The sequence below is a fragment of the Pantoea stewartii genome, from assembly GCF_011044475.1.
Classification (GTDB): domain Bacteria; phylum Pseudomonadota; class Gammaproteobacteria; order Enterobacterales; family Enterobacteriaceae; genus Pantoea; species Pantoea stewartii.
Genome location: NZ_CP049115.1, coordinates 472,881 through 491,795, shown reverse-complemented (window position 1 = coordinate 491,795; position 18,915 = coordinate 472,881). Strand labels below are relative to the sequence as shown.

Here is an 18,915-nt window from a genome sequence, read left to right as displayed (position 1 = left end):
GTAGACTATCAGGAGCGCCTATGAACGCCCGTCAAAACCCTTTCTTTAGCGTCAGCAGTCTGCCTTATCACACGCCACCGTTTGACCAGATTCAGGAAACGGACTTTTTGCCCGCGCTGCAGGCCGGTATCGAAGAGAAACGTCAGGAAGTCCTGGCCATTGCGACATCCGCTGATGCCCCGACGTTCCAGAATACCTGTGAAGCGCTGGAGAAAAGTGGCCAGCTGCTTACCCGGGTAAGCCTGGTGTTTAATGCCATGACCTCGGCGAATACCAGCCCCTATTTACAACAGATCGATGAAGAGATTACGCCGCAACTGACCGCGCTTAATGATGAGATCATGCTGAATCGTCCGCTGTTTTCACGCATCGATCAGGTCTATGTGCAACGAAATCAGCTGGATGCCGAATCCAGACGTCTGGTAGAAATTCTCTGGCAGCGCTTTCAGCTTGCCGGTGCCAATCTGCCCGAAGCGCAGAAACAGCAACTGAAAACCCTGAATCAGGAGGCGGCGCGGCTCAGTACCCAGTTCACGAATAAGCTGCTGGCGGCCACGAAGGCCGGCGGTCTGGTCGTCGAGGATGTGCAACAGTTAGCCGGTCTGAGCGCGTCCGATCTGGCCGTCGCCAGGGCCGCCGCGAAGGCGCGCGGTCTGGAAAACGCGTGGCTGTTGGTGCTGCAAAACACGACGCAACAGCCCGCGCTGCAATCGCTGAAGGTGCGCGCAACGCGCCAGGCCCTGTTTCATGCGGCCCTGACGCGCAGTGAGAAAAACGATGATAACGATACCCGACAGTTAGTGCTTCGGCTGTCACAGGTGCGTGCCGAACAGGCGAGGCTGTTAGGATTCGCCAGTTTTGCGACCTGGCAACTGCAGGATCAGATGGCCAAAACGCCCGAGGCCGCTCTGGCGTTTATGCGTAATATTGTGCCTGCCGCCCGGGCAAGGGCCGAACGCGAAGCCGCGGCGATTCAGCAAACGATCGACCAGCAGCAGGGGGATTTTACCCTCAGCGCCTGGGACTGGAATTTCTACGCCGAGCAGGTCAGGCGAGCGCAGTACGATTTAGATGAGAATCAGATCAAGCCCTATTTTGAGCTCAACACGGTACTGGAACAGGGCGTTTTCTGGGCGGCCACGCAGCTTTATGGTATTACGTTCGCGCAACGTCACGATCTGCCGGTTTACCATCCGGATGTACAGGTGTACGAAATTTTCGATGCTGACGGGAGTGGGCTTGCGCTGTTTTACACGGACTTCTTCAAACGCGACAGTAAAGGCGGTGGCGCCTGGATGAGCAACTTTGTTAATCAGTCCACGCTCCTCGACAGCAAACCCGTGATTTACAACGTCTGCAACTACACGCAACCCGCGGAGGGGGAACCCGCGCTCCTGAGCTGGGATGAGGTGATAACCCTGTTTCATGAGTTCGGGCATACGTTGCACGGCCTGTTTGCCAGCCAGCGTTATCCCAGCCTGTCCGGCACAGCTACGCCACGTGATTTTGTTGAATTCCCTTCACAAATCAACGAGCACTGGGCCAGCGAGCCACAGGTGTTTCGTCATTATGCCCGCCATTACCAGACGGGTGAGCCGATGCCCGCCGAGCTGCATGAAAAAATCATCAGGGCGGGCAAGTTTAATAAAGGCTACGAGATGAGCGAGCTGCTGGCCGCCGCGTTGCTGGACCTACACTGGCACAGCCTGGATGGCGGTCAGCCGGTACAGTCCGTTGACGGATTCGAGCAACAGGCGCTGCGCAGTGATGATCTTGATATGGCGGCCGTCCCGCCGCGCTATCGCTCCAGCTATTTCCAGCACATCTGGGGCGGTGGCTATGCCGCGGGTTATTACGCTTATATCTGGACGCAGATGCTGGCGGATGACGGCTACCAGTGGTTCGTCGAAAACGGCGGGCTGACGCGCAAAAATGGCGATATTTTCCGCCAGCAAATCCTGTCTCGCGGCAACAGCAGTGATCTCAAAGCGTTATATGAAGCCTGGCGCGGGGGCGAACCGAAGCTTGAGCCGATGTTAAAAAATCGCGGCCTGGCCGACTGAGCAACAAAGGGCGGAGAATCCGCCCTTTGTTTTTTTACCCCAGCGGACCGCCTTCAATGGTCTCGCACAAGCCCGCCAGTACGCGCTCACCGGTTTCATTTCTTAATGACTGATACCACTCCGACGTCATCACCGGATCTTTTGCATGCGTGATATCACAACGCTTGCGCGCTTTCAGAACCAGGTCTTTGACACGGTCAACGCGGCGCGCCTGATAACGCAGCAGCGCATCTTCGATGCCAAGCGAATGCGCAGCCAGGGCTGAAGCCAGTACAATGGCATCTTCCATCGCGGCACAGCCGCCCTGACCAATATCCGGCGTGGTGCTGTGCGCGGCATCGCCAAGCAGCACCACCCGGCCTTTCACGAAGCGCTGAAACGGCTCGATATCGTGAATTTCAACCCGGTTGGTGGTGTCCACATCAATGGCCGCAATCAGTTTTTGTACCGGGGCTGCCCAGCCGCTGAAATAGCGGCGCAAATCGTCACGCGCGGTAGTGCGGTCCTGTTCCAGCCCCGCAGGCAGCGGGACATCAAAGAAAAAGTAAAAGCGGTTTCCGCTTACCGGCATTAACGATACGCGCTTGCCATCCCCCACAAAGGTTGTCCACTGGTCCGCAGGCGCGATGGATTCATCAATGTTCACCAGACCGTTCCAGTTCACATAGCCCGCGTAACGGCGGGGCAGCTTTTCCCCCAGCACATAGTCCCGCACAACAGAGTGCGTGCCGTCTGCCGCGACCAGAAAATCGCCTTCAGCCTGGCTGCTGTCTTCGAAGGTGGCGACAACGCCCGTGGCGTGCTGTTCCACCTGCACGATACGTTTACCAAAATGCACTCTGTCGCGGCCGTAGGCATCCAGTAGCATGGCCTGCAACTCGGCGCGGGCAATCGGATAGGGGAATTCACCTACCTGCTGCACCAGCGGCGATAAACTGAACCGTGTCAGGGTTTCACCCGACAATGCATCCTTATAGGCCATAAAGGCCATATTACCCCCCAGCGCGCGGACTTTGTCTTTCAGGCCCAGCGAATTCAGGCATTTCACGCCATTTGGCCAGACCGAAATCGCAGCGCCGACGGGCCGAATGGTTTTTACCGCCTCATAGACTTCCGTCTGGAAACCCTGTTGCTCCAGCGCGAGGGCCGCCGTCATGCCGCCCATTCCGCCACCGATAACGATCGCTTTCATATGTTCTCTCCTTTGCATTGCGTCATATCTTGCAATTTTTGTTCCAGGCGATGAAAAGGCGGCAACCCGCATGAACAAGGCGCAACTCGCTGATATTGAGGAATAATCTTTCCAGCCTGCACGCAAACCGTGCAAAAGGCCGCACCGCGCCAGTGCAGGAATATTCTGTAAACCACATAAACCACGCGCTTTTAAGATGTTGCCTATGAAACATGCAATTCAGAGCGTGATATAGATCACGCCCTACGACAACGACTTCGGAATCTTTCATGAAAATTGGCATCAGCAATACGCACTATCCGGAGCAGCGCAATATCCTGGTGAATCCGGACAATCACTACATCAACCTGAAAAAGCGCAATCTGTTTTATTTCCTCAATCCGCTGCGTACACGTTTACTCAAGAAGAATAAACGCTTTGTGTTTGTCCCCGTGCCCTTCGCAATAGGGGAGAAGCCCGATATCCTGCATCTGTTTAATGAAGTCGCCATCACGCCCATGAACTGGGTCGCCACCTTCGAGACTGAGCTGCCGCGCGTCCTGCCGGTAGCGGGCGTCGCCAAGCAGGATAATCCTGAACTCAAACAACTGATTCCGTATTTGCTCAAGGATAACTGTTTTGGCCTGATCGCCATTTCCGATGCCACCTTACATATTCAGATGAAGCTGTTTAAACCCGATGTCGCCGCGAAAATTCGCGCAAAAACGTTGGTGATGCATCCACCGCAAACCCTGTTTACGCAACAGAAGCGCCCACGGCAAAGCGATAAACTCCGCCTGGTGTTCGTTGGCAACGAGTTTTACCGTAAAGGCGGCGCAGAAGTCGTGCTGGCCATCAGCGAGCTAATTGAAACGGGACAGATTGATGCTGGCCAACTCGACGTTCAGTTGATTGGTGAGCTGACGAAACGTCATAATGTTGCCCATCGCGCTTTCCAGGATAACGACGCGTTTTATCGGGACATTGAAGATCGCATCACGCGCCATGCCTGCTTCACGCACCATTCCCGCAAGGATAATCGTGAACTGATGCAGTTGTTCCAGCAAAGCGATGTGGGGTTGCTGCCGACCTGGCAGGAAACCTACGGGTTTTCCGTACTGGAAATGCAGGCCAGCGGCTGTCCGGTATTGACCAGTAACGTTCGTGCGTTGCCTGAAATTAATCCGCCTACCGCCGGTTGGCTGATTGATGGCGAACTCAACGATGACCGCGAATATCAGGTCAACAGTGAAGCCGAGAAACACCTGCTACGTCGGGCATTAATAGACGGCATTAAGACAACACTGCTGGACATTCTTGCGCAGCCACAGCAGTTAACGGAAAAAGGCGAGGGCGCGATTCTGCGCATCAAGCAGCAGCACGATCCGCGTCAGTATTGCGCCAGACTGAACGATATTTATCGCCGTGGCGTGGTCCAGGCCGTGGAACATCCGCCCGCGCTCTCAATTTAGCAAGATTTACCAGACGTTATGCGTCAGAGTCATCATACTTGTCTGACGCATATCTCTGGAGATCGGTTATGAAAAACTTGTATGCTCTGCTGCTGACCTGCTTCATGGGCAGCAGCGCCCTGGCGCAGCCCGCTCACACGTTTCCCCCTCGCACACCGTTGCCGCAACTCACGCCCGTCGCGGCGAAATGTGATCTCTCCAGCTGTCAGACTCGCTGTTATGTTGAGCAATCTCATTGTAATACGCGAAACTCAAGTGACTGCAGTACTCAGGCACAGCTCTGTGTGCAATCCTGTGCGGCACAGTGTCAATAACCTGTCACCTGAATGAGTACTGATGAAATCTTTTCTCACTGCATTACTGATTGCGTTTACCGCCAGCGCCCAGGCGGCTGACTTGTCGTCTCAGACCATCGCCGAACGGGTAAAAAGCGTGATTGATCCGCTGATGGCGCAGCAGGGCATTCCCGGCATGTCGGTCGGCGTGCTGTATAAAGGTCGCCCTCAGTACATTAACTTTGGTGTGGCCGATACCGCGAGCGAACGCCGGGTGACAGAAAATACGCTGTTCGAACTGGGGTCCGTCAGTAAGACATTCACGGGCGTGCTGGCGGGCGTGCTGATTCGTAACGGTGCGCTGCGACTGAACGATCCGGTCTCCCGCTACTGGCCCGCGTTAAACGGCCCGCAGTGGCAAAGCCGACGGATGGTCCATCTTGCCACCTACAGCGCAGGCAGACTGCCGTTACATCTGCCCGATGAGGTAACCAGTCAGGATGAACTACTGGCTTACGCGCAGCAGTGGCAACCGGACGCCGCGCCGGGTACACAGCGCCACTATTCTCATGTCAGTATTGGTCTGCTGGGCTATTTGATGGTGAAGGGGGAATTTGAGGAGGCGATGCAAAAGGACGTTATCACGCCGTTGCGGCTGACACGCACCTTTTATACGGTGCCCCTGTCGATGATGTTTGATTACGCCTGGGGTTATCAGGACGGTAAACCGGTACGCGTATCGCCGGGTATGCTGTCAGCAGAGACCAGCGGCGTGAAGTCCACCGCGCGCGACATGATGGCTTTTATGCAGGCCAATGTGAATCCCAATGGATTGTCGTCCGGGAATACGGCATTGCGAAACGGCATTCTGACCGCGCAGTCTCGTTACCTGCGCGCAGGTGAACTGTATCAGGGGCTGGGGTGGGAAATTTACCCCTGGCCCATTGACAGCCAGACGATCGTTACCGCCAGTGACACTCAGGCCGCGCTGTCCACACAGCCCGCGACCATTCTGAGCCCGGCTCAACCCATGGATCGCGCCAGTTGGGTGCATAAAACCGGCTCCACAAAGGGCTTTGGTGCCTATATCGCGTTCGTCCCGCAACAAAACAGCGGGGTAATCCTGCTGGCCAATAAAAACTATCCCAATCCGGAGCGTATCAAAGCGGCGGTTGCCATCATGGCTATGCTGGCGTCGGACTGAACTAAAAATGGCCGCACAGGGCGGCCATCATATCGACGGAGATCGATGCGTTACACTGTGCCTGTACCGCCGTCTGAACACCACACCTGACCGGAGGCGAAACTGCACTCATCGGAAGCCAGAGTGACATAGAGCGGTGCGATTTCAACCGGTTGACCGGGACGGCCCAGCGGCGCATCAGCACCAAACTGTTCCACTTTTTCCTGCGGCTGGCCGCCACTGGGCTGCAGCGGTGTCCAGTACGGACCTGGCGCAACGGCATTCACGCGGATGCCTTCCGGCCCCAGCTGTTTTGCCAGCGCTTTGGTAAAGGCTACATTACAGGCTTTGGTCTGCGCATAATCCAGCAGGATATCGCTGGGTTTAAACGCCTGCACAGATGAGGTATTAATAATCGCTGCACCGCGCGGCAGGTGAGCCAGCGCCGCTTTTGTTAACCAGAAGGGCGCGTAAACATTCGTTTTAAAGGTGGCATCGAAATCTTCGGTGCTCAGCGTACGAATGGATTCATTAAACTGCTGGCGTCCGGCATTATTGACCAGAATATCCAGTCCGCCCAGTTTGTCGGCGGCTTCATTCACCAGTTTCTGGCAAAAGGCTTCTGAGCGCAGATCGCCGGGAATGGCGACGGCTTTACGGCCTTCGGCTTCAATCAGTTTAATCACTTCAGCCGCATCGGACTCTTCTTCTGGCAAATAGTTAATTGCCACATCGGCACCTTCACGTGCATAGGCGATGGCCACAGCGCGACCGATACCGGAATCTCCCCCTGTGATCAGGGCTTTACGGCCAGTCAGACGACCGTGACCACGATAGCTGGTTTCACCGTGGTCGGGTGGCGGGTCCATTTCGCTCGCCAGGCCGGGTGCCTGCTGCGGCTGCTGTCTGAACGGCGGCTTCGGGAAACGATCGGGATCGAGAATAGCCTTATTTGACGTTGTCATGCGTAAGCTCCTTAAACAGTCGTGTCAGAGAACTTAAGCCTGGCACAGATGTGATTTTTGTCACATTCAAATGCTTATTATTTGCGCTCAGGCAGTTAAAAAACGGCAAAAAGACGTTTTTAATCCCCTGAATTTACCGATAAGCGCAGCGGAAACAGTGGAATATAGGGAAATCGGGGCTGCATTCAGGGGCACAGACCAGTCTGGCAGGAAAGAAAGAGGGCGTGCACGAAAGGGGAATAGCGCCTAAGTGGCTGAGAAACTAGCAGTTATTACGGGAGAAAATAAGAGATTGTATTAACAGTCATTAAGGGGGAGAATTGCTGCAGATTGAGTAACCGTGAATGTTTGTACAAATGTTTCAAAGATGTTAATATGAGTGTCCCGGCCAGCATCACTTTATATTTTGTGACGTCTGGCCGGACGTTTTCCCTGGTGTTGGCTGTTTTAGCGACCTGGCCGTACAGGTCAGGTTTTTTTTTACCGCTAAACAACTGAAGCCATTGTAACCTCTGAATGATTCATTGTAAGTTACTCTTAAGTATCATCTTACCTGTACTATAGTGCAGGTTAAGTCCACGTTAAGTAAAAGAAGCAGCATGGAGCCTGAATGTTTTCTTTTTTCCTTGAAAATCAAACAATAACGGATACGCTTCAGACTTACATACAGAGAAAGTTATCTCCGCTGGGTAGTCCGGATTACGCTTACACTGTTGTGAGCAAAAAAAATCCTTCAAATGTTCTGATTATTTCCAGTTATCCTGACGAATGGATTAGGTTATACCGCGCTAACAACTTTCAGCTGACCGATCCGGTTATTCTCACGGCCTTTAAACGCACCTCACCGTTTGCCTGGGATGAGAATATTACGCTGATGTCCGACCTGCGGTTCACCAAAATTTTCTCTTTATCCAAGCAATACAACATCGTTAACGGCTTTACCTATGTCCTGCACGACCACATGAACAACCTTGCTCTGTTGTCCGTGATCATTAAAGGCAACGATCAGGCTGCGCTGGAGCAACGCCTTGCTGCCGAACAGGGCACGATGCAGATGCTGCTGATTGATTTTAACGAGCAGATGTACCGCCTGGCCGGTACCGAAGGCGAGCGAGCCCCGGCGTTAAATCAGAGCGCGGACAAAACGATATTTTCCTCGCGTGAAAATGAGGTGTTGTACTGGGCGAGTATGGGCAAAACCTATGCTGAGATAGCCGCTATTACGGGCATTTCTGTGAGTACCGTGAAGTTTCACATCAAGAATGTGGTTGTGAAACTGGGCGTCAGTAACGCCCGACAGGCTATCAGACTGGGTGTAGAACTGGATCTTATCAGACCGGCAGCGTCAGCGGCCAGGTAGTGACTGCGACGGGCGGACAGCCCGTACGTGACACCACATCACCACCGAGTTGCTGCTTGTCATCCTGACCTGCTGGCAGCGTCAGCAAATAGATACGTTCCTTTTCGGTCAGGAAAGCCTCTTTAATGACTTTGATTTGCCAGCCAGAGCGAGTGAGAATTTTCAACATCGCGCGGCTGACAATCGTATAGATATTGCCGTAGGCATTATTTTGCGCCCAGTTCACCATCGCTAAAAACAGGACCTGGCTGATAGGGTAGTGCTCACCTAACAGCGCACGTGCGCGGGCTTTGTCGACAAAAAAACGGCTGGATTCGGTACCATAGGCGGGCAGGGTGACATCACTGAAGCAGTGCTGAAAAGTGTGCGTGATCATGTTGGGACGATCGAGGCTGGTAAAACGTACGCTGCACACTAATTGTCCTTCGCAGATTCCCAGAATATAACGTGTACCGGGCCCATCAAATTCATCGGACTCCATTCCCTGACTGCAAATGACTTCCCATCCCAGACGATCGCTAAATGTTTTCTTGCGAAGTTTATAAAGTTCTTCTGAACGGGTGGTTTGCAGTTCTTCGTAACTGACGTCAAACAGTTCAAGCATTCCATTTCCTCTTAAAAGTTACTGCGGCCCTCGCGGTTATCCTGCACTGATTTTACAAGCTTTTCACTATGACGTTCAGTTAATTAACCATTATTCGAGCGAATGGCGTCGTTTTCTGTCTGTCAATGGGCAGGATAAAGCGTCTCAAGCGGTAAAACTGTCCCTGAAGGGATATTATTTGTCATAACGCGGCAGAACACAATACAAATAGTAACTAAACAATACTATTTCAAAAATGCATATTTTCCCAGTCGGTTTGTGCTAAAGGGGCATTTAACAGATTAATGCCAGATGCACATCGCTATTTTTCATCCCCGGTTCGCGTAAAATTTTATATTAGAGAGTAATCAATATGTCCTGTATCACAAACCACAGAAAAAACAAAAAATCATAATTTGGCTGTTAATTTCGGTAATTGTTGACCTGGCGCAGTTTACTAATACTTGAGCCGGGCCTGCCTGCGCGTGGGCCAGGGATAGCTGATTAAGACAGGTAATTACCGAATTATAAGGCGAATTATAATGACTATATCCTCTGAGCTTAAAACGAAAGAAAAACTGGGTTACGGCATCGGTGATGCCGCCAGTTCGATGGTATGGCAAACCGCCACCTTATTTCTGGCCTATTTTTACACGGATGTGTTCGGCTTACCGGCCGCGATTATGGGCACCATGTTTTTAGTGGTGCGCCTGGCCGATGCGTTTGTCGATCCCTGTATTGGGGCACTGGTCGATCGTACCCGAACCCGTCATGGCCGTTTTCGCCCGTGGCTCATGTGGTTCGCGATTCCGTTCGGCGTCAGTTGCCTGATCACCTTTTACGTGCCGGATGCAGGCCCGACCGCCAAAATTGTCTATGCCTGCGTCACCTATGCAATTCTCAGTTTTATTTATTCTGCTGTCAATGTGCCTTACTGCGCGATGCCCGGAGCCTTAACCCTGGATCCGCGCGAGCGCCATTCGCTGCAATCCTGGCGGTTTGCCTGTGCGTTTATCGGCGGACTGGTGGTCACGGTGATCGGCCTGCCGCTGGTCGAATGGCTGGGGCAGGGAGACAAGGCAAAGGGTTACCTTTACGCCATGGGCCTGATGGGATTTCTGGGCGTGGTGTTAATCTACTGCTGCTTCTTTATGACGCGTGAGCGTTATTTACCCCACAACGATACAGCGGGGTCAATGTGGTCGGATCTCAAGCTGCTCGCTAAAAACAATCAGTGGCGCATCATTATTATTTTTAACATCCTGCTCCTGACCGCCGTCGTGACGCGCGGCTCATCGACCCTGTATTACATGAATTATGTCTTACGGCGACCTGACCTGGTCTTTACTTTTATTGTGACGGGCATGATAGCCGCATTATGCGGTGCATTTTTATCAGAACGTATATTAGGAAAATTCGACCGCATTCGTGCTTATCAGGTCTGTCTTGTCAGTTTTGTTTTCTTTCTGACGGTCATTTATTTAATTCCACCGTCCCAGGTCTGGTTAATCATTGGGTTAAATATTGTTTTTGGCTTTGTTCAGAATCTGACCACGCCTGTTCAATGGAATATGTTTTCTGACGTCGTGGATTATGAAGAACATCGCAGCGGCAGACGTCTCGACGGCCTGGTTTTCTCGACCGCCTTATTTGCCATCAAATTTGGCCTGGCCATGGGCGGTGCCGTCGTGGGCTGGATCCTCGGTCTGGTGCACTACCAACCCGGCGTCGCTGCACAGTCACCCCAGGTCATTACCACCATCAACCTGATGCATAACATCATCCCCGGCGTGCTGTTTATCGCCATGCTGCTTCTGCTTTTTTTCTATCAACTTAACAGCCCGCGAGTCAATGCGATTGCCGAAGCGCTGGCGGCAAAACGCGCCGCAGAAGCCCGACACGATGCTGAAAACACAATTTGATCTCAGCGAAAGGAGAGAAACATGACCGAGATGTATAAGGATCCTCATCAGCCCATTGACGTACGCGTAGACGATCTGTTGTCGCGCATGACGGCCGAAGAGAAGTTCGCCCAGATGCACGCCTACTGGCTCATCCTGGATGAACAGGGCAATCATCAGCCGCGAAGCGATTTGAGCGATGACTTCACGGGCGTCAGCGAACACACCATCCTGAAGGCGCAGTTAACGCACGGCGTCGGTCAGATTACCCGTCCTTTGGGCACGCACATTGTTGATGCCGTCACTGGCGTGCGTGCCGCGAACCGTTTACAACGCGACCTGGTTGAAGGCTCGCGCCTTGGCATCCCGGCCCTGTTTCATGAGGAGTGCCTCGTGGGTTTACTCTGCAAAGGCGCTACGCTCTTTCCGTCCTCGCTTAACTACGGTTCTACCTGGGATGCCGGGCTGGTGAAACGGGCGGCACAGCATATCGGTGCCGAAGCGCGGTCCGTTGGCTGTAAGCAGGGGCTGGCTCCGGTACTGGATGTGTCACGGGATGTCCGCTGGGGCAGAACGGAAGAAACCTTTGGAGAAGATCCCTGGCTGGTGGGCGTGATGGCAACGGCCTATGTCGAAGGTTTACAGGGCGAGCGGCGCGATCTGCTGGCTACGCTCAAACACTATGCAGGCCATTCATTTAGCGAAGGTGCGCGCAATCATGCGCCTGTCCATCTCGGTTTTTGCGAACTGAACGACACGTTCCTGCTGCCGTTCGAAATGGCCGTAAAGCTGGCTAATGCCGGCTCGGTCATGCCCGCTTACCATGACATCGATAATCAACCCAGCCACAGCGATCGTTTTTTACTGACCGACGTGCTTCGGGAGCAGTGGGGATTCGATGGCCTTATCGTGGCGGACTATGGCGGCGTCAGTTTGCTACATCAGCATCACGGCATTTCGCAGGATGCGGCGGAGTCGGCGGCACTGGCGTTTAATGCCGGTCTGGATGTCGAACTGCCTAAGGATGACTGCGCGCGTCATCTGGCCGAGGCGGTATCCCGTCAACTGCTGTCGATGGAAACGATTGACCGTATTGTCAGCCGTATCCTGACAGAAAAATTTCGCCTGGGGTTATTCGACGATCCGTACATCCGTGAAGCGGACATTTGTCTTCAGCACGAGGAAACCCGTCAGGTTGCGCGTACGGTCGCCACACAGTCAATTACACTGCTGGAAAATAACGGGATTCTGCCGCTGAAAACCGGCGCGCGCGTGGCGGTAGTCGGGCCCTGTGCTGACGATCCGCTGGCTTTGCTGAGCGGCTACAGTTTTCCGGTTCACCTGATCATCAGCGATATGCTGGAAGAAACATCACAGGTCACCACGCCGCTGGCCGCACTGCAACACTATCTGGGTGAGCAGCAGGTCCGCTATGCCAAAGGGTGCCATATCATTGAAACCCGCACCGCCGGTGCGCCGGTTTTCCCGGGTGACAGCGGGGCGAAACCAATGCAGCAGTCGCCGGTGTCTCAGGATACCGGGTTGATTGACGAGGCGGTTGAGGTTGCCCGACAAAGCGATGTCGTGATTGCCTGCGTGGGGGATCTGGCGGGGCTGTTTCAAAGCGGCACCGTAGGCGAAGGATCGGATACCGACAGCCTGACTCTGCCCGGCGTTCAGCAGCCGCTGCTGGAGGCGCTGGCCGCCACAGGTAAGCCCCTGATTGTGGTGATGACGGGTGGGCGACCTTACAACCTGCAAGGACTGGAGGAGCGCGTCGCGGCCTTTATGCTCGCCTGGGCGCCGGGCCAGGAAGGCGGCTGGGCGATTGCCGATGTGCTGACGGGGCGGGCAGAACCGCAGGGGCGACTGGTGGTCAGTATCCCGAAAAACGTCGGCGCGATGCCGTTCTATTACAACCACAAACTGAAAAGCGGTGGAACGCCCATCGCGTTTCATTTTGGCGCACGCTATCCGTTTGGCTTCGGTCTGGGCTGGACGACGTTCGACTGGGGCGCGCCTCAGCCTGAACAGGATCAGGTCGCGATCGATGGCGAGATCCGCCTGCGGATCACCGTGACCAATCGGGGGGAACGGCAGGGCAGTGAAGTGGTCCAGCTCTATGTTCGTGACCGAATCGCCAGCCGGGTACGCCCGCTTCAGGAACTGAAAGCGTTTCAGCGCGTCACGCTGGCGCCAGGCGCGTCAGCCGAACTGTGCTTTACGCTTCCTGTCGATATGCTCAACTTTACCCGTGGCGATGGTAAACGTATTGTCGAACCGGGAGAGTTCGAGTTGCAGACAGGTTCCTCGTGCCGTGATATTCATGGCGTCAGCACCGTAACGGTAACGGGAGAAACGCGTGTGCTGCCGACACACTGGCGGATGTTAAGCACCTGCTCGGTCAACGTTGCCGACTGAGGCCTTCGCCTGCCCATTAAGCGGATGGGCAGGCGCGTTTAGGTGTGCTCTCACAACGTTTTCGTCAGGTAATGACGCTGCATACCGGCTTCGGGAAAATCCGGCAGCGACATTTTCAGGACATAGCCCTGTTTCTGGTAAAAGGGCAGGGCCTGAAAGCTAAAGGTATCCACTTGTGCGCTCTGGCAGCCTCTGGCCACAGCCGCCTGTTCCGCAGCACGAATCAGCTCACCGCCCAGGCCCGCACCACGTTGGGCTTCACTGACCCACAGGTAATCAATACACAGCCAGCGGCCTTTAATGCTGCCAGCCAGCCCGCCTTGTAACGGCCCCTGATCGTGACGACACATGACCGACAGCGGTCCCCATAACGCCGTGTCAATAAACTGATGATTCCAGGCACGCAGCCCGGTAAAGAGATCCTGCTTGTCCTGCTCACTCAGCGTGTGAGTCACGGTCAGCGAAAAAGTGGTGTTAACGGGCCTGCTCATTTTTTGTCCTTATATCCCCTGTAAGGGATAATATTGCCGTTATCAAAAGGGGCATCTACGCTATAAATATCCCCTCCAAGGGATAAATTCTGATGAATGATGGAGCGCGCAAGATGATTTACAGTCCCCGGCAGTTAGCTAATCAGCTGAAACGCCTGCGTCAGCAGCAGGGCTGGACCCAAACCGACCTGGCCAAACGCGTGGGCCTGAAACAGGCAACGCTGTCTCATTTTGAAAATTATCCTGAGTCTACCTCACTGGAAACGCTGTTTAAAATTTTGCAGGCGCTGGATATTGCTCTGGCGCTGCAGATCAAAACGCCCCCGACCACGCCAGCGGAGGATGCCTGGTAATGGCAAAACTCATCGCCTGGATGAACGGTGAGCGGGTCGGAACGTTAATGCAGCATCATGACGGGACGCTGAGCTTCCAGTACGCTGCCAGCTGGCTTCAGCATCCGCTCACCCGGCCTCTCTCACTGTCACTGCCGCTGCAACGTGCCGCCCACCACTCAGTCAGGGTGAGCTATTTCTTCGAAAACCTGCTAAGCCCTATCCCATTGACAGAAAAGGAAAAGAACCAGGCTTTCCAGACAAAATCCTGTGGGGTTTTCGCCGTATTGCAAAAAGTGGGATACCGGTTACCGGGTGCACTTATCATGCTGCCGGTAAACCAGCAGCCCGTTGAGCTGGATGACGAATCCATAATGTCCGATATGGCCAGCGCACATGCCGACAGCGACAACGCCTTTCTGTGTCTTGCGCTGGCGCGTGAACTGGGTCTGCCTGTACCGGATGCCAGGCTGCTTCGCCAGGAAGGCGGGGGCAGGCAATTGTGCATCACGCGTGACGACCGTCGCTGGAATGCGGACCGGACGCAGTGCTACCGCCTTCCCACCGAAAACCTGTGCCAGGCGCTGGGATTCCCGCCCGCGTGCAGTCATGAACAATCGGGCGGTCCTGGCCTTGAGGCACTGATGGGATTACTGATGGGATCGCGCAGCGCGCTTACCGATCGCGAAGCGATAATGCGTTGCCTGGTATTTCAGTGGTTAACAGGCATCACCAGTCTGGATGCCCGACATATCAGATTGTTCATCGAGCGCGAGGGGAGTTTTCGGCTGGCACCGTTTCGGTGTCTGGTCTCCGCCTGGCCCGCGCGCTCTCAGCGCAAAATGGACCGCGATGACATCCAGTTACCCCTTGGTGTCACAGGCCCGGCGGGCAAGCTGCATCGCATCACGCAGATCGCGCCCTCACACTTTCTGGCCAGTGCCCGCAGCGTGCGGTTCAGTGAGGAGCAGATGCACGCTATCCTGAATGGCTTTGTATCTGCTTTACCGGCTGCGATGATCAGGGTACGTGACAGCCTGCCAGAAGAGGTTTCTCTGGTGGTGGCCGATGCGATTTTCAGCCATTCATTGCTGATGCTCGAACAGGTCCGTTCGCTGACCTGAAGGGATCATGACGTTTCCGGCTGGTAAATCAGATGTCCCGCCACGCCGCCTTTGCCCCCATCTTTGGGATGGTTCATGCCATCCGTCACGGGAACGGAGGCGAAATCAAAAGGGGAAACGCCTGTCAGGCACGCCGCGTTAACCCCGAACTGTTCGGGATTAGAGCGGCTCTGGTGGAAGGTGTAAATACCACAAACCGAGCAGAAATAATGCACCGCCTGTCCGGAATTAAAGCGGTATTCACTCAGCGCCGCTTTCCCTTTGTGGATCGTCAGCCCCGAAGCAGGGGCAAACACCACCACGGCACCGCGCATCCGGCAAAATGAACAGTTACAGCGTCGGGCCGTATTCAGTCCATCCAGCAGTTCAACAGTAAACGCAACCGCACCACAGTGGCACTGTCCTGAAGTGATTTCTGACATCGCTTGCTCCTTTTTCATCCTGTCACGTTTCGCAGCGTGACAGAGGTGAGGGGTTAATGGCATAAAGACGAAAGGGAATTCAGCCAGGATATTGTGAATGCTTAACGTAAAAGACACCAGCATGACGCCGGAAGAGTGCAGACATTTTCTCACGCAGCACATGTTTGGAACGCTGGTGAGCAGCGATCTGCAAATCAGCCATATTCCGTTTTGCTTCAACGGTGAAAACGTTCTTGAAACACATCTGGCACGCAATAATCCGCAACGGGTTGCGCTGGCGCAGCAGCCGTGCCTGCTGAGCGTTCTGGGTCCGCATGCCTTTATCAGTACGGATTACTATCTGGCGTCACCTGCCGTTCCAACCTGGAACTATGCCGCCGTCAGCGTGAAAGGCATCAGCAGGCTGATGACGCAGGCGGAACTGGGCCAGTCGCTGGACAGAATGTTAGCCGCGTTTCAACCGGGCCTGAGGCAGGATAAACAACGGCTTCCCGATGATTATCAACAAAAACTGATGCAGGGCATCACCGGTGTCAGGATAGAGATTAGCCACATCAGCGGCACGCTGAAGCTTGGGCAGCATCGCCGTCCACCCGAACAGCTTAATGTTTTCCAGCAACTGGCAGCCCAGGGCGGTGCGTATGCGGATTATGCGCGCTTTGCTCAGGACTGGCTGAGCCGCTTCCGGCCAGACGTACTGACCCGTCACCACGGCGCGTAAAGGCTGAGGAGGGAATAAACCGTGCAGCGTCACATGAAGACGCTGCACGGGTACGTCAATCAAAACTCTTTTTGCCCACCCAGCTCAATGACGCGGTTTGGCGGGATCATAAACTGTTCATGGGCACGTAACGCATTGCGCTGGAAGAAATGGAAGATGGCACCACGGGCATGTGCCAGACCGCGTCGTTTCTTCATCACCAGCGTGTCGTGAGAGGTGAAAAACGACGCCTCATTTAACGTACAGCCAAATCCTTCCAGCCCGCACAGGTGCAACACATCTTTCATGGAAGGCCGTTCATGCCAGCCGTATTCGGCCGTCACCTGCCAGAAGGACGGCGAAAGCTGACGTAGCGCGATGCGCTTCTGGTTATGAACACGCGGCAGGTCAACCGTTTTGATATGCAGAAGAACCGTCCGCTCATGCAGCACCCGGTTGTGTTTCAGGTTATGCAGCAGCGCCTGCGGAATTTCATACTCTTTGCGGGTCAGAAAAATTGCCGTACCGCCAACCCGCATCGGGGGCGAAGCCTCCAGCGAGCTAATCAGGGCTTTTAACCTGACGGGATCGTCAGTCAGACGACGAATGAGCCTTGAACGCTCTCCGCTCCAAATCAGCATCAGCATCAGCATCGTCATCGCCAGCAACACGGGAACCCAGCCGCCCGACAGCAGTTTCATCAGGTTGGAAATAAACAACGGAACGTCGATCGCCAACATACAGAGCAGGAAAACCAGCGCCACGGGCAGCGGCCATTTCCAGTTTTTAAAGGCGACGATACCGGCCAGGCAGGCTGTCAGAACCATGGTGCCGGTCACCACGATGCCGTACGCCGAAGAGAGGGCCGCGGACTGACGGAAGGCCAGGATGACGACGGTCACCGCACCGAAAAGTAACCAGTTCACTACCGGAATGTAGATTTGTCCCGATTCGGTTGCCGAGGTGAAAATGACGCGCATCGGCGGCAAAAAGCCCTGACGAATTGCCTGATGTGTCAGGGTATAAACCCCACTAATGATCGCCTGAGCCGCAATAACGGTGGCCAGCGTCGACAGGATGATTAACGGAATCTGCGCCCAGACCGGGGCCAGGATATAAAACGGGTTTTGTATCGCGGCAGGACTGGCCAGCACCAGCGCCCCCTGACCGAAATAGTTCAGCACCAGAGCAGGCAGGGCAATGATCAGCCACGCCAGCCTGATGGGGGTTTTCCCCAAATGTCCCATGTCAGCATACAGGGCCTCCGCACCGGTCACCGCCAGCACCACCATGCCCAAAGCTGCGAAAGACAGGGCTTCATGATTCAGCAGAAATTTCAGCGCAAATGCCGGGTTGAGCGCATGAAGAACATGGGGATTCATCAGAATTCCGTGCACGCCCAGTATCGCCAGGGTGATAAACCACACCAGCATAATCGGCCCAAAGACGCGGCTGACCCGTTCAGTGCCGTGTTTTTGAATCACAAATAACAGAGTCAGAATCACCACAGCCAGCGGCACGATATAGCGATCCAGCGCGGGTGCAACAACCTCGATCCCCTCAACGGCAGACAGCACTGAGATGGCCGGCGTGATAATGCCGTCGCCGTAAAAAAAGGCGCCGCCCGTCAAACCGGCAAGCACAATGACGCGGCTGAGCGTGGCGCCAACATTTTGCCGGGCCAGCGACATTAAGGTCAGTATTCCCCCTTCGCCATCGTGATCGGCGCGCATGATGAACATGACATATTTTACCGTCACAATCAGCATCAGTCCCCAGAAGATCAGCGACAGAAAGCCCATGACGGCTTCTTCGGTGACCGCGCCAGAAGGAAGGATAGAAAGACACTCTTTTAAGGTATAAAGCGGGCTGGTACCGATATCACCAAATACGATCCCTGCTGCTGCCAGCATACCGGCTGGAAGGGATTGCTTTTCAGACTGGGCCATTTAATGTCCTGTTGTATTTCACGTCATCATAAGCCTCAAACCGACAGTTACACCGGTTGACGCTGAGCATGACATTACGCGTTTTGCTGTGAATTAGGGAGTAGCTGGTGATGTTATGTACTGCATTTTTACAGCTTTGCGCTTTATTTTTACGGCATTTTTATACAACTGTCGATTTATCCGGCAGTGAGGCCTGACGCTGACCCTTTACCGCTACCGTTTCCCCCTGACGCGTGATTCGCCTGCCAGGTCAACACACGCGGATAAGGTCTCATCTCAACGCTGCCTCCCTCGTAACAGCATGCGGACGCGTCCGTGCACGCTCAGAACAGTTCCTCAAAGTGTAATCAGCCCGTACAGGAAACACCACGCAGCCTCTGCCGTTTTAAAAAAAATATTTTTTAATAGTCCTTATTTATGATTAATGCGGCAGGCGATTTTTTAAGGCTAATTAATTTCAAAAAATAAAAGACAAATACGGTGTCGTGGGCAGGGAGTGAAGA

The 18,915-nt window shown here is 54.3% G+C and carries 15 protein-coding genes; 9 read left to right on the top strand and 6 right to left on the bottom strand.

Annotated features, from left to right (window positions below):
• The first annotated feature begins 20 nt into the window (after nucleotides 1-20).
• Nucleotides 21-2,063, top strand: coding sequence for a peptidyl-dipeptidase Dcp (gene dcp / locus G5574_RS02225; RefSeq protein ID WP_164481971.1), 2,043 nt, complete (start codon nucleotides 21-23; stop codon nucleotides 2,061-2,063).
• A gap of 34 nt (nucleotides 2,064-2,097) precedes the next feature.
• On the opposite strand, the gene hpxO is transcribed toward dcp, so the two are convergent.
• On the bottom strand, nucleotides 2,098-3,255 hold the full coding sequence (gene hpxO / locus G5574_RS02220) for an FAD-dependent urate hydroxylase HpxO (RefSeq protein ID WP_054633736.1): 1,158 nt from the start codon (nucleotides 3,253-3,255) through the stop codon (nucleotides 2,098-2,100).
• Nucleotides 3,256-3,524: 269 nt separating this feature from the next.
• On the opposite strand from hpxO, the gene G5574_RS02215 reads away from it, so the two are divergent.
• Together G5574_RS02215 and ampC are read left to right on the top strand one after the other, a co-directional pair.
• A complete protein-coding gene (locus tag G5574_RS02215; protein WP_164481970.1) occupies nucleotides 3,525-4,706 on the top strand; it encodes a glycosyltransferase family 4 protein in 1,182 nt (393 codons plus the stop codon).
• Between the two features lie 336 nt (nucleotides 4,707-5,042).
• Nucleotides 5,043-6,185 carry a class C beta-lactamase gene (ampC, locus tag G5574_RS02210; RefSeq protein ID WP_164481969.1) on the top strand — a complete coding sequence of 381 codons (1,143 nt, stop codon included), beginning with the start codon at nucleotides 5,043-5,045 and terminating at the stop codon, nucleotides 6,183-6,185.
• Nucleotides 6,186-6,235: 50 nt separating this feature from the next.
• On the opposite strand, the gene G5574_RS02205 is transcribed toward ampC, so the two are convergent.
• On the bottom strand, nucleotides 6,236-7,129 hold the full coding sequence (locus G5574_RS02205) for an SDR family oxidoreductase (RefSeq protein WP_033741719.1): 894 nt from the start codon (nucleotides 7,127-7,129) through the stop codon (nucleotides 6,236-6,238).
• 610 nt (nucleotides 7,130-7,739) lie between these two features.
• On the opposite strand from G5574_RS02205, the gene G5574_RS02200 reads away from it, so the two are divergent.
• Nucleotides 7,740-8,489, top strand: coding sequence for a helix-turn-helix transcriptional regulator (locus G5574_RS02200; protein ID WP_039340302.1), 750 nt, complete (start codon nucleotides 7,740-7,742; stop codon nucleotides 8,487-8,489).
• Here the strand turns inward: G5574_RS02200 and G5574_RS02195 are convergent.
• Nucleotides 8,461-9,093, bottom strand: a complete 633-nt coding sequence (locus G5574_RS02195) for an acyl-homoserine-lactone synthase (RefSeq protein ID WP_006119202.1) — start codon at nucleotides 9,091-9,093, stop codon at nucleotides 8,461-8,463. The two genes, G5574_RS02200 and G5574_RS02195, sit on opposite strands and share 29 nt — an antisense overlap.
• A 521-nt stretch (nucleotides 9,094-9,614) precedes the next feature.
• Between G5574_RS02195 and G5574_RS02190 the strand changes: the two genes are divergently transcribed.
• Complete coding sequence (locus G5574_RS02190; RefSeq protein ID WP_164481968.1) at nucleotides 9,615-10,994, top strand: MFS transporter; 1,380 nt, start codon at nucleotides 9,615-9,617, stop codon at nucleotides 10,992-10,994.
• 21 nt (nucleotides 10,995-11,015) lie between these two features.
• Nucleotides 11,016-13,394, top strand: a complete 2,379-nt coding sequence (locus tag G5574_RS02185) for a glycoside hydrolase family 3 N-terminal domain-containing protein (protein WP_164481967.1) — start codon at nucleotides 11,016-11,018, stop codon at nucleotides 13,392-13,394.
• Nucleotides 13,395-13,444: 50 nt separating this feature from the next.
• Here the strand turns inward: G5574_RS02185 and G5574_RS02180 are convergent, their stop codons facing one another.
• On the bottom strand, nucleotides 13,445-13,885 hold the full coding sequence (locus tag G5574_RS02180; RefSeq protein WP_164481966.1) for a GNAT family N-acetyltransferase: 441 nt from the start codon (nucleotides 13,883-13,885) through the stop codon (nucleotides 13,445-13,447).
• A gap of 113 nt (nucleotides 13,886-13,998) precedes the next feature.
• Here G5574_RS02180 and hipB point away from each other — a divergent pair, with 113 nt between their 5' ends.
• Nucleotides 13,999-14,238, top strand: coding sequence for a type II toxin-antitoxin system antitoxin HipB (gene hipB, locus G5574_RS02175; RefSeq protein ID WP_033741710.1), 240 nt, complete (start codon nucleotides 13,999-14,001; stop codon nucleotides 14,236-14,238).
• The gene (locus G5574_RS02170; protein ID WP_164481965.1) at nucleotides 14,238-15,341 is read left to right on the top strand and encodes a HipA domain-containing protein; all 1,104 of its coding nucleotides are present in this window, start codon (nucleotides 14,238-14,240) and stop codon (nucleotides 15,339-15,341) included. The genes hipB and G5574_RS02170 overlap by 1 nt, the downstream gene beginning before the upstream one ends.
• 5 nt (nucleotides 15,342-15,346) lie before the next feature.
• Here the strand turns inward: G5574_RS02170 and G5574_RS02165 are convergent, their stop codons facing one another.
• Nucleotides 15,347-15,763: a GFA family protein gene (locus tag G5574_RS02165; RefSeq protein ID WP_054633743.1), complete on the bottom strand. Its 417-nt coding sequence runs from the start codon at nucleotides 15,761-15,763 to the stop codon at nucleotides 15,347-15,349.
• Nucleotides 15,764-15,860: 97 nt separating this feature from the next.
• On the opposite strand from G5574_RS02165, the gene G5574_RS02160 reads away from it, so the two are divergent.
• Entirely contained in the window at nucleotides 15,861-16,484 is a 624-nt protein-coding gene (locus G5574_RS02160) for an FMN-binding negative transcriptional regulator (protein ID WP_054633744.1), read from the top strand.
• Between the two features lie 59 nt (nucleotides 16,485-16,543).
• On the opposite strand, the gene kup is transcribed toward G5574_RS02160, so the two are convergent.
• A complete protein-coding gene (kup, locus tag G5574_RS02155) occupies nucleotides 16,544-18,412 on the bottom strand; it encodes a low affinity potassium transporter Kup (protein WP_164481964.1) in 1,869 nt (622 codons plus the stop codon).
• Nucleotides 18,413-18,915 lie beyond the last annotated feature (503 nt).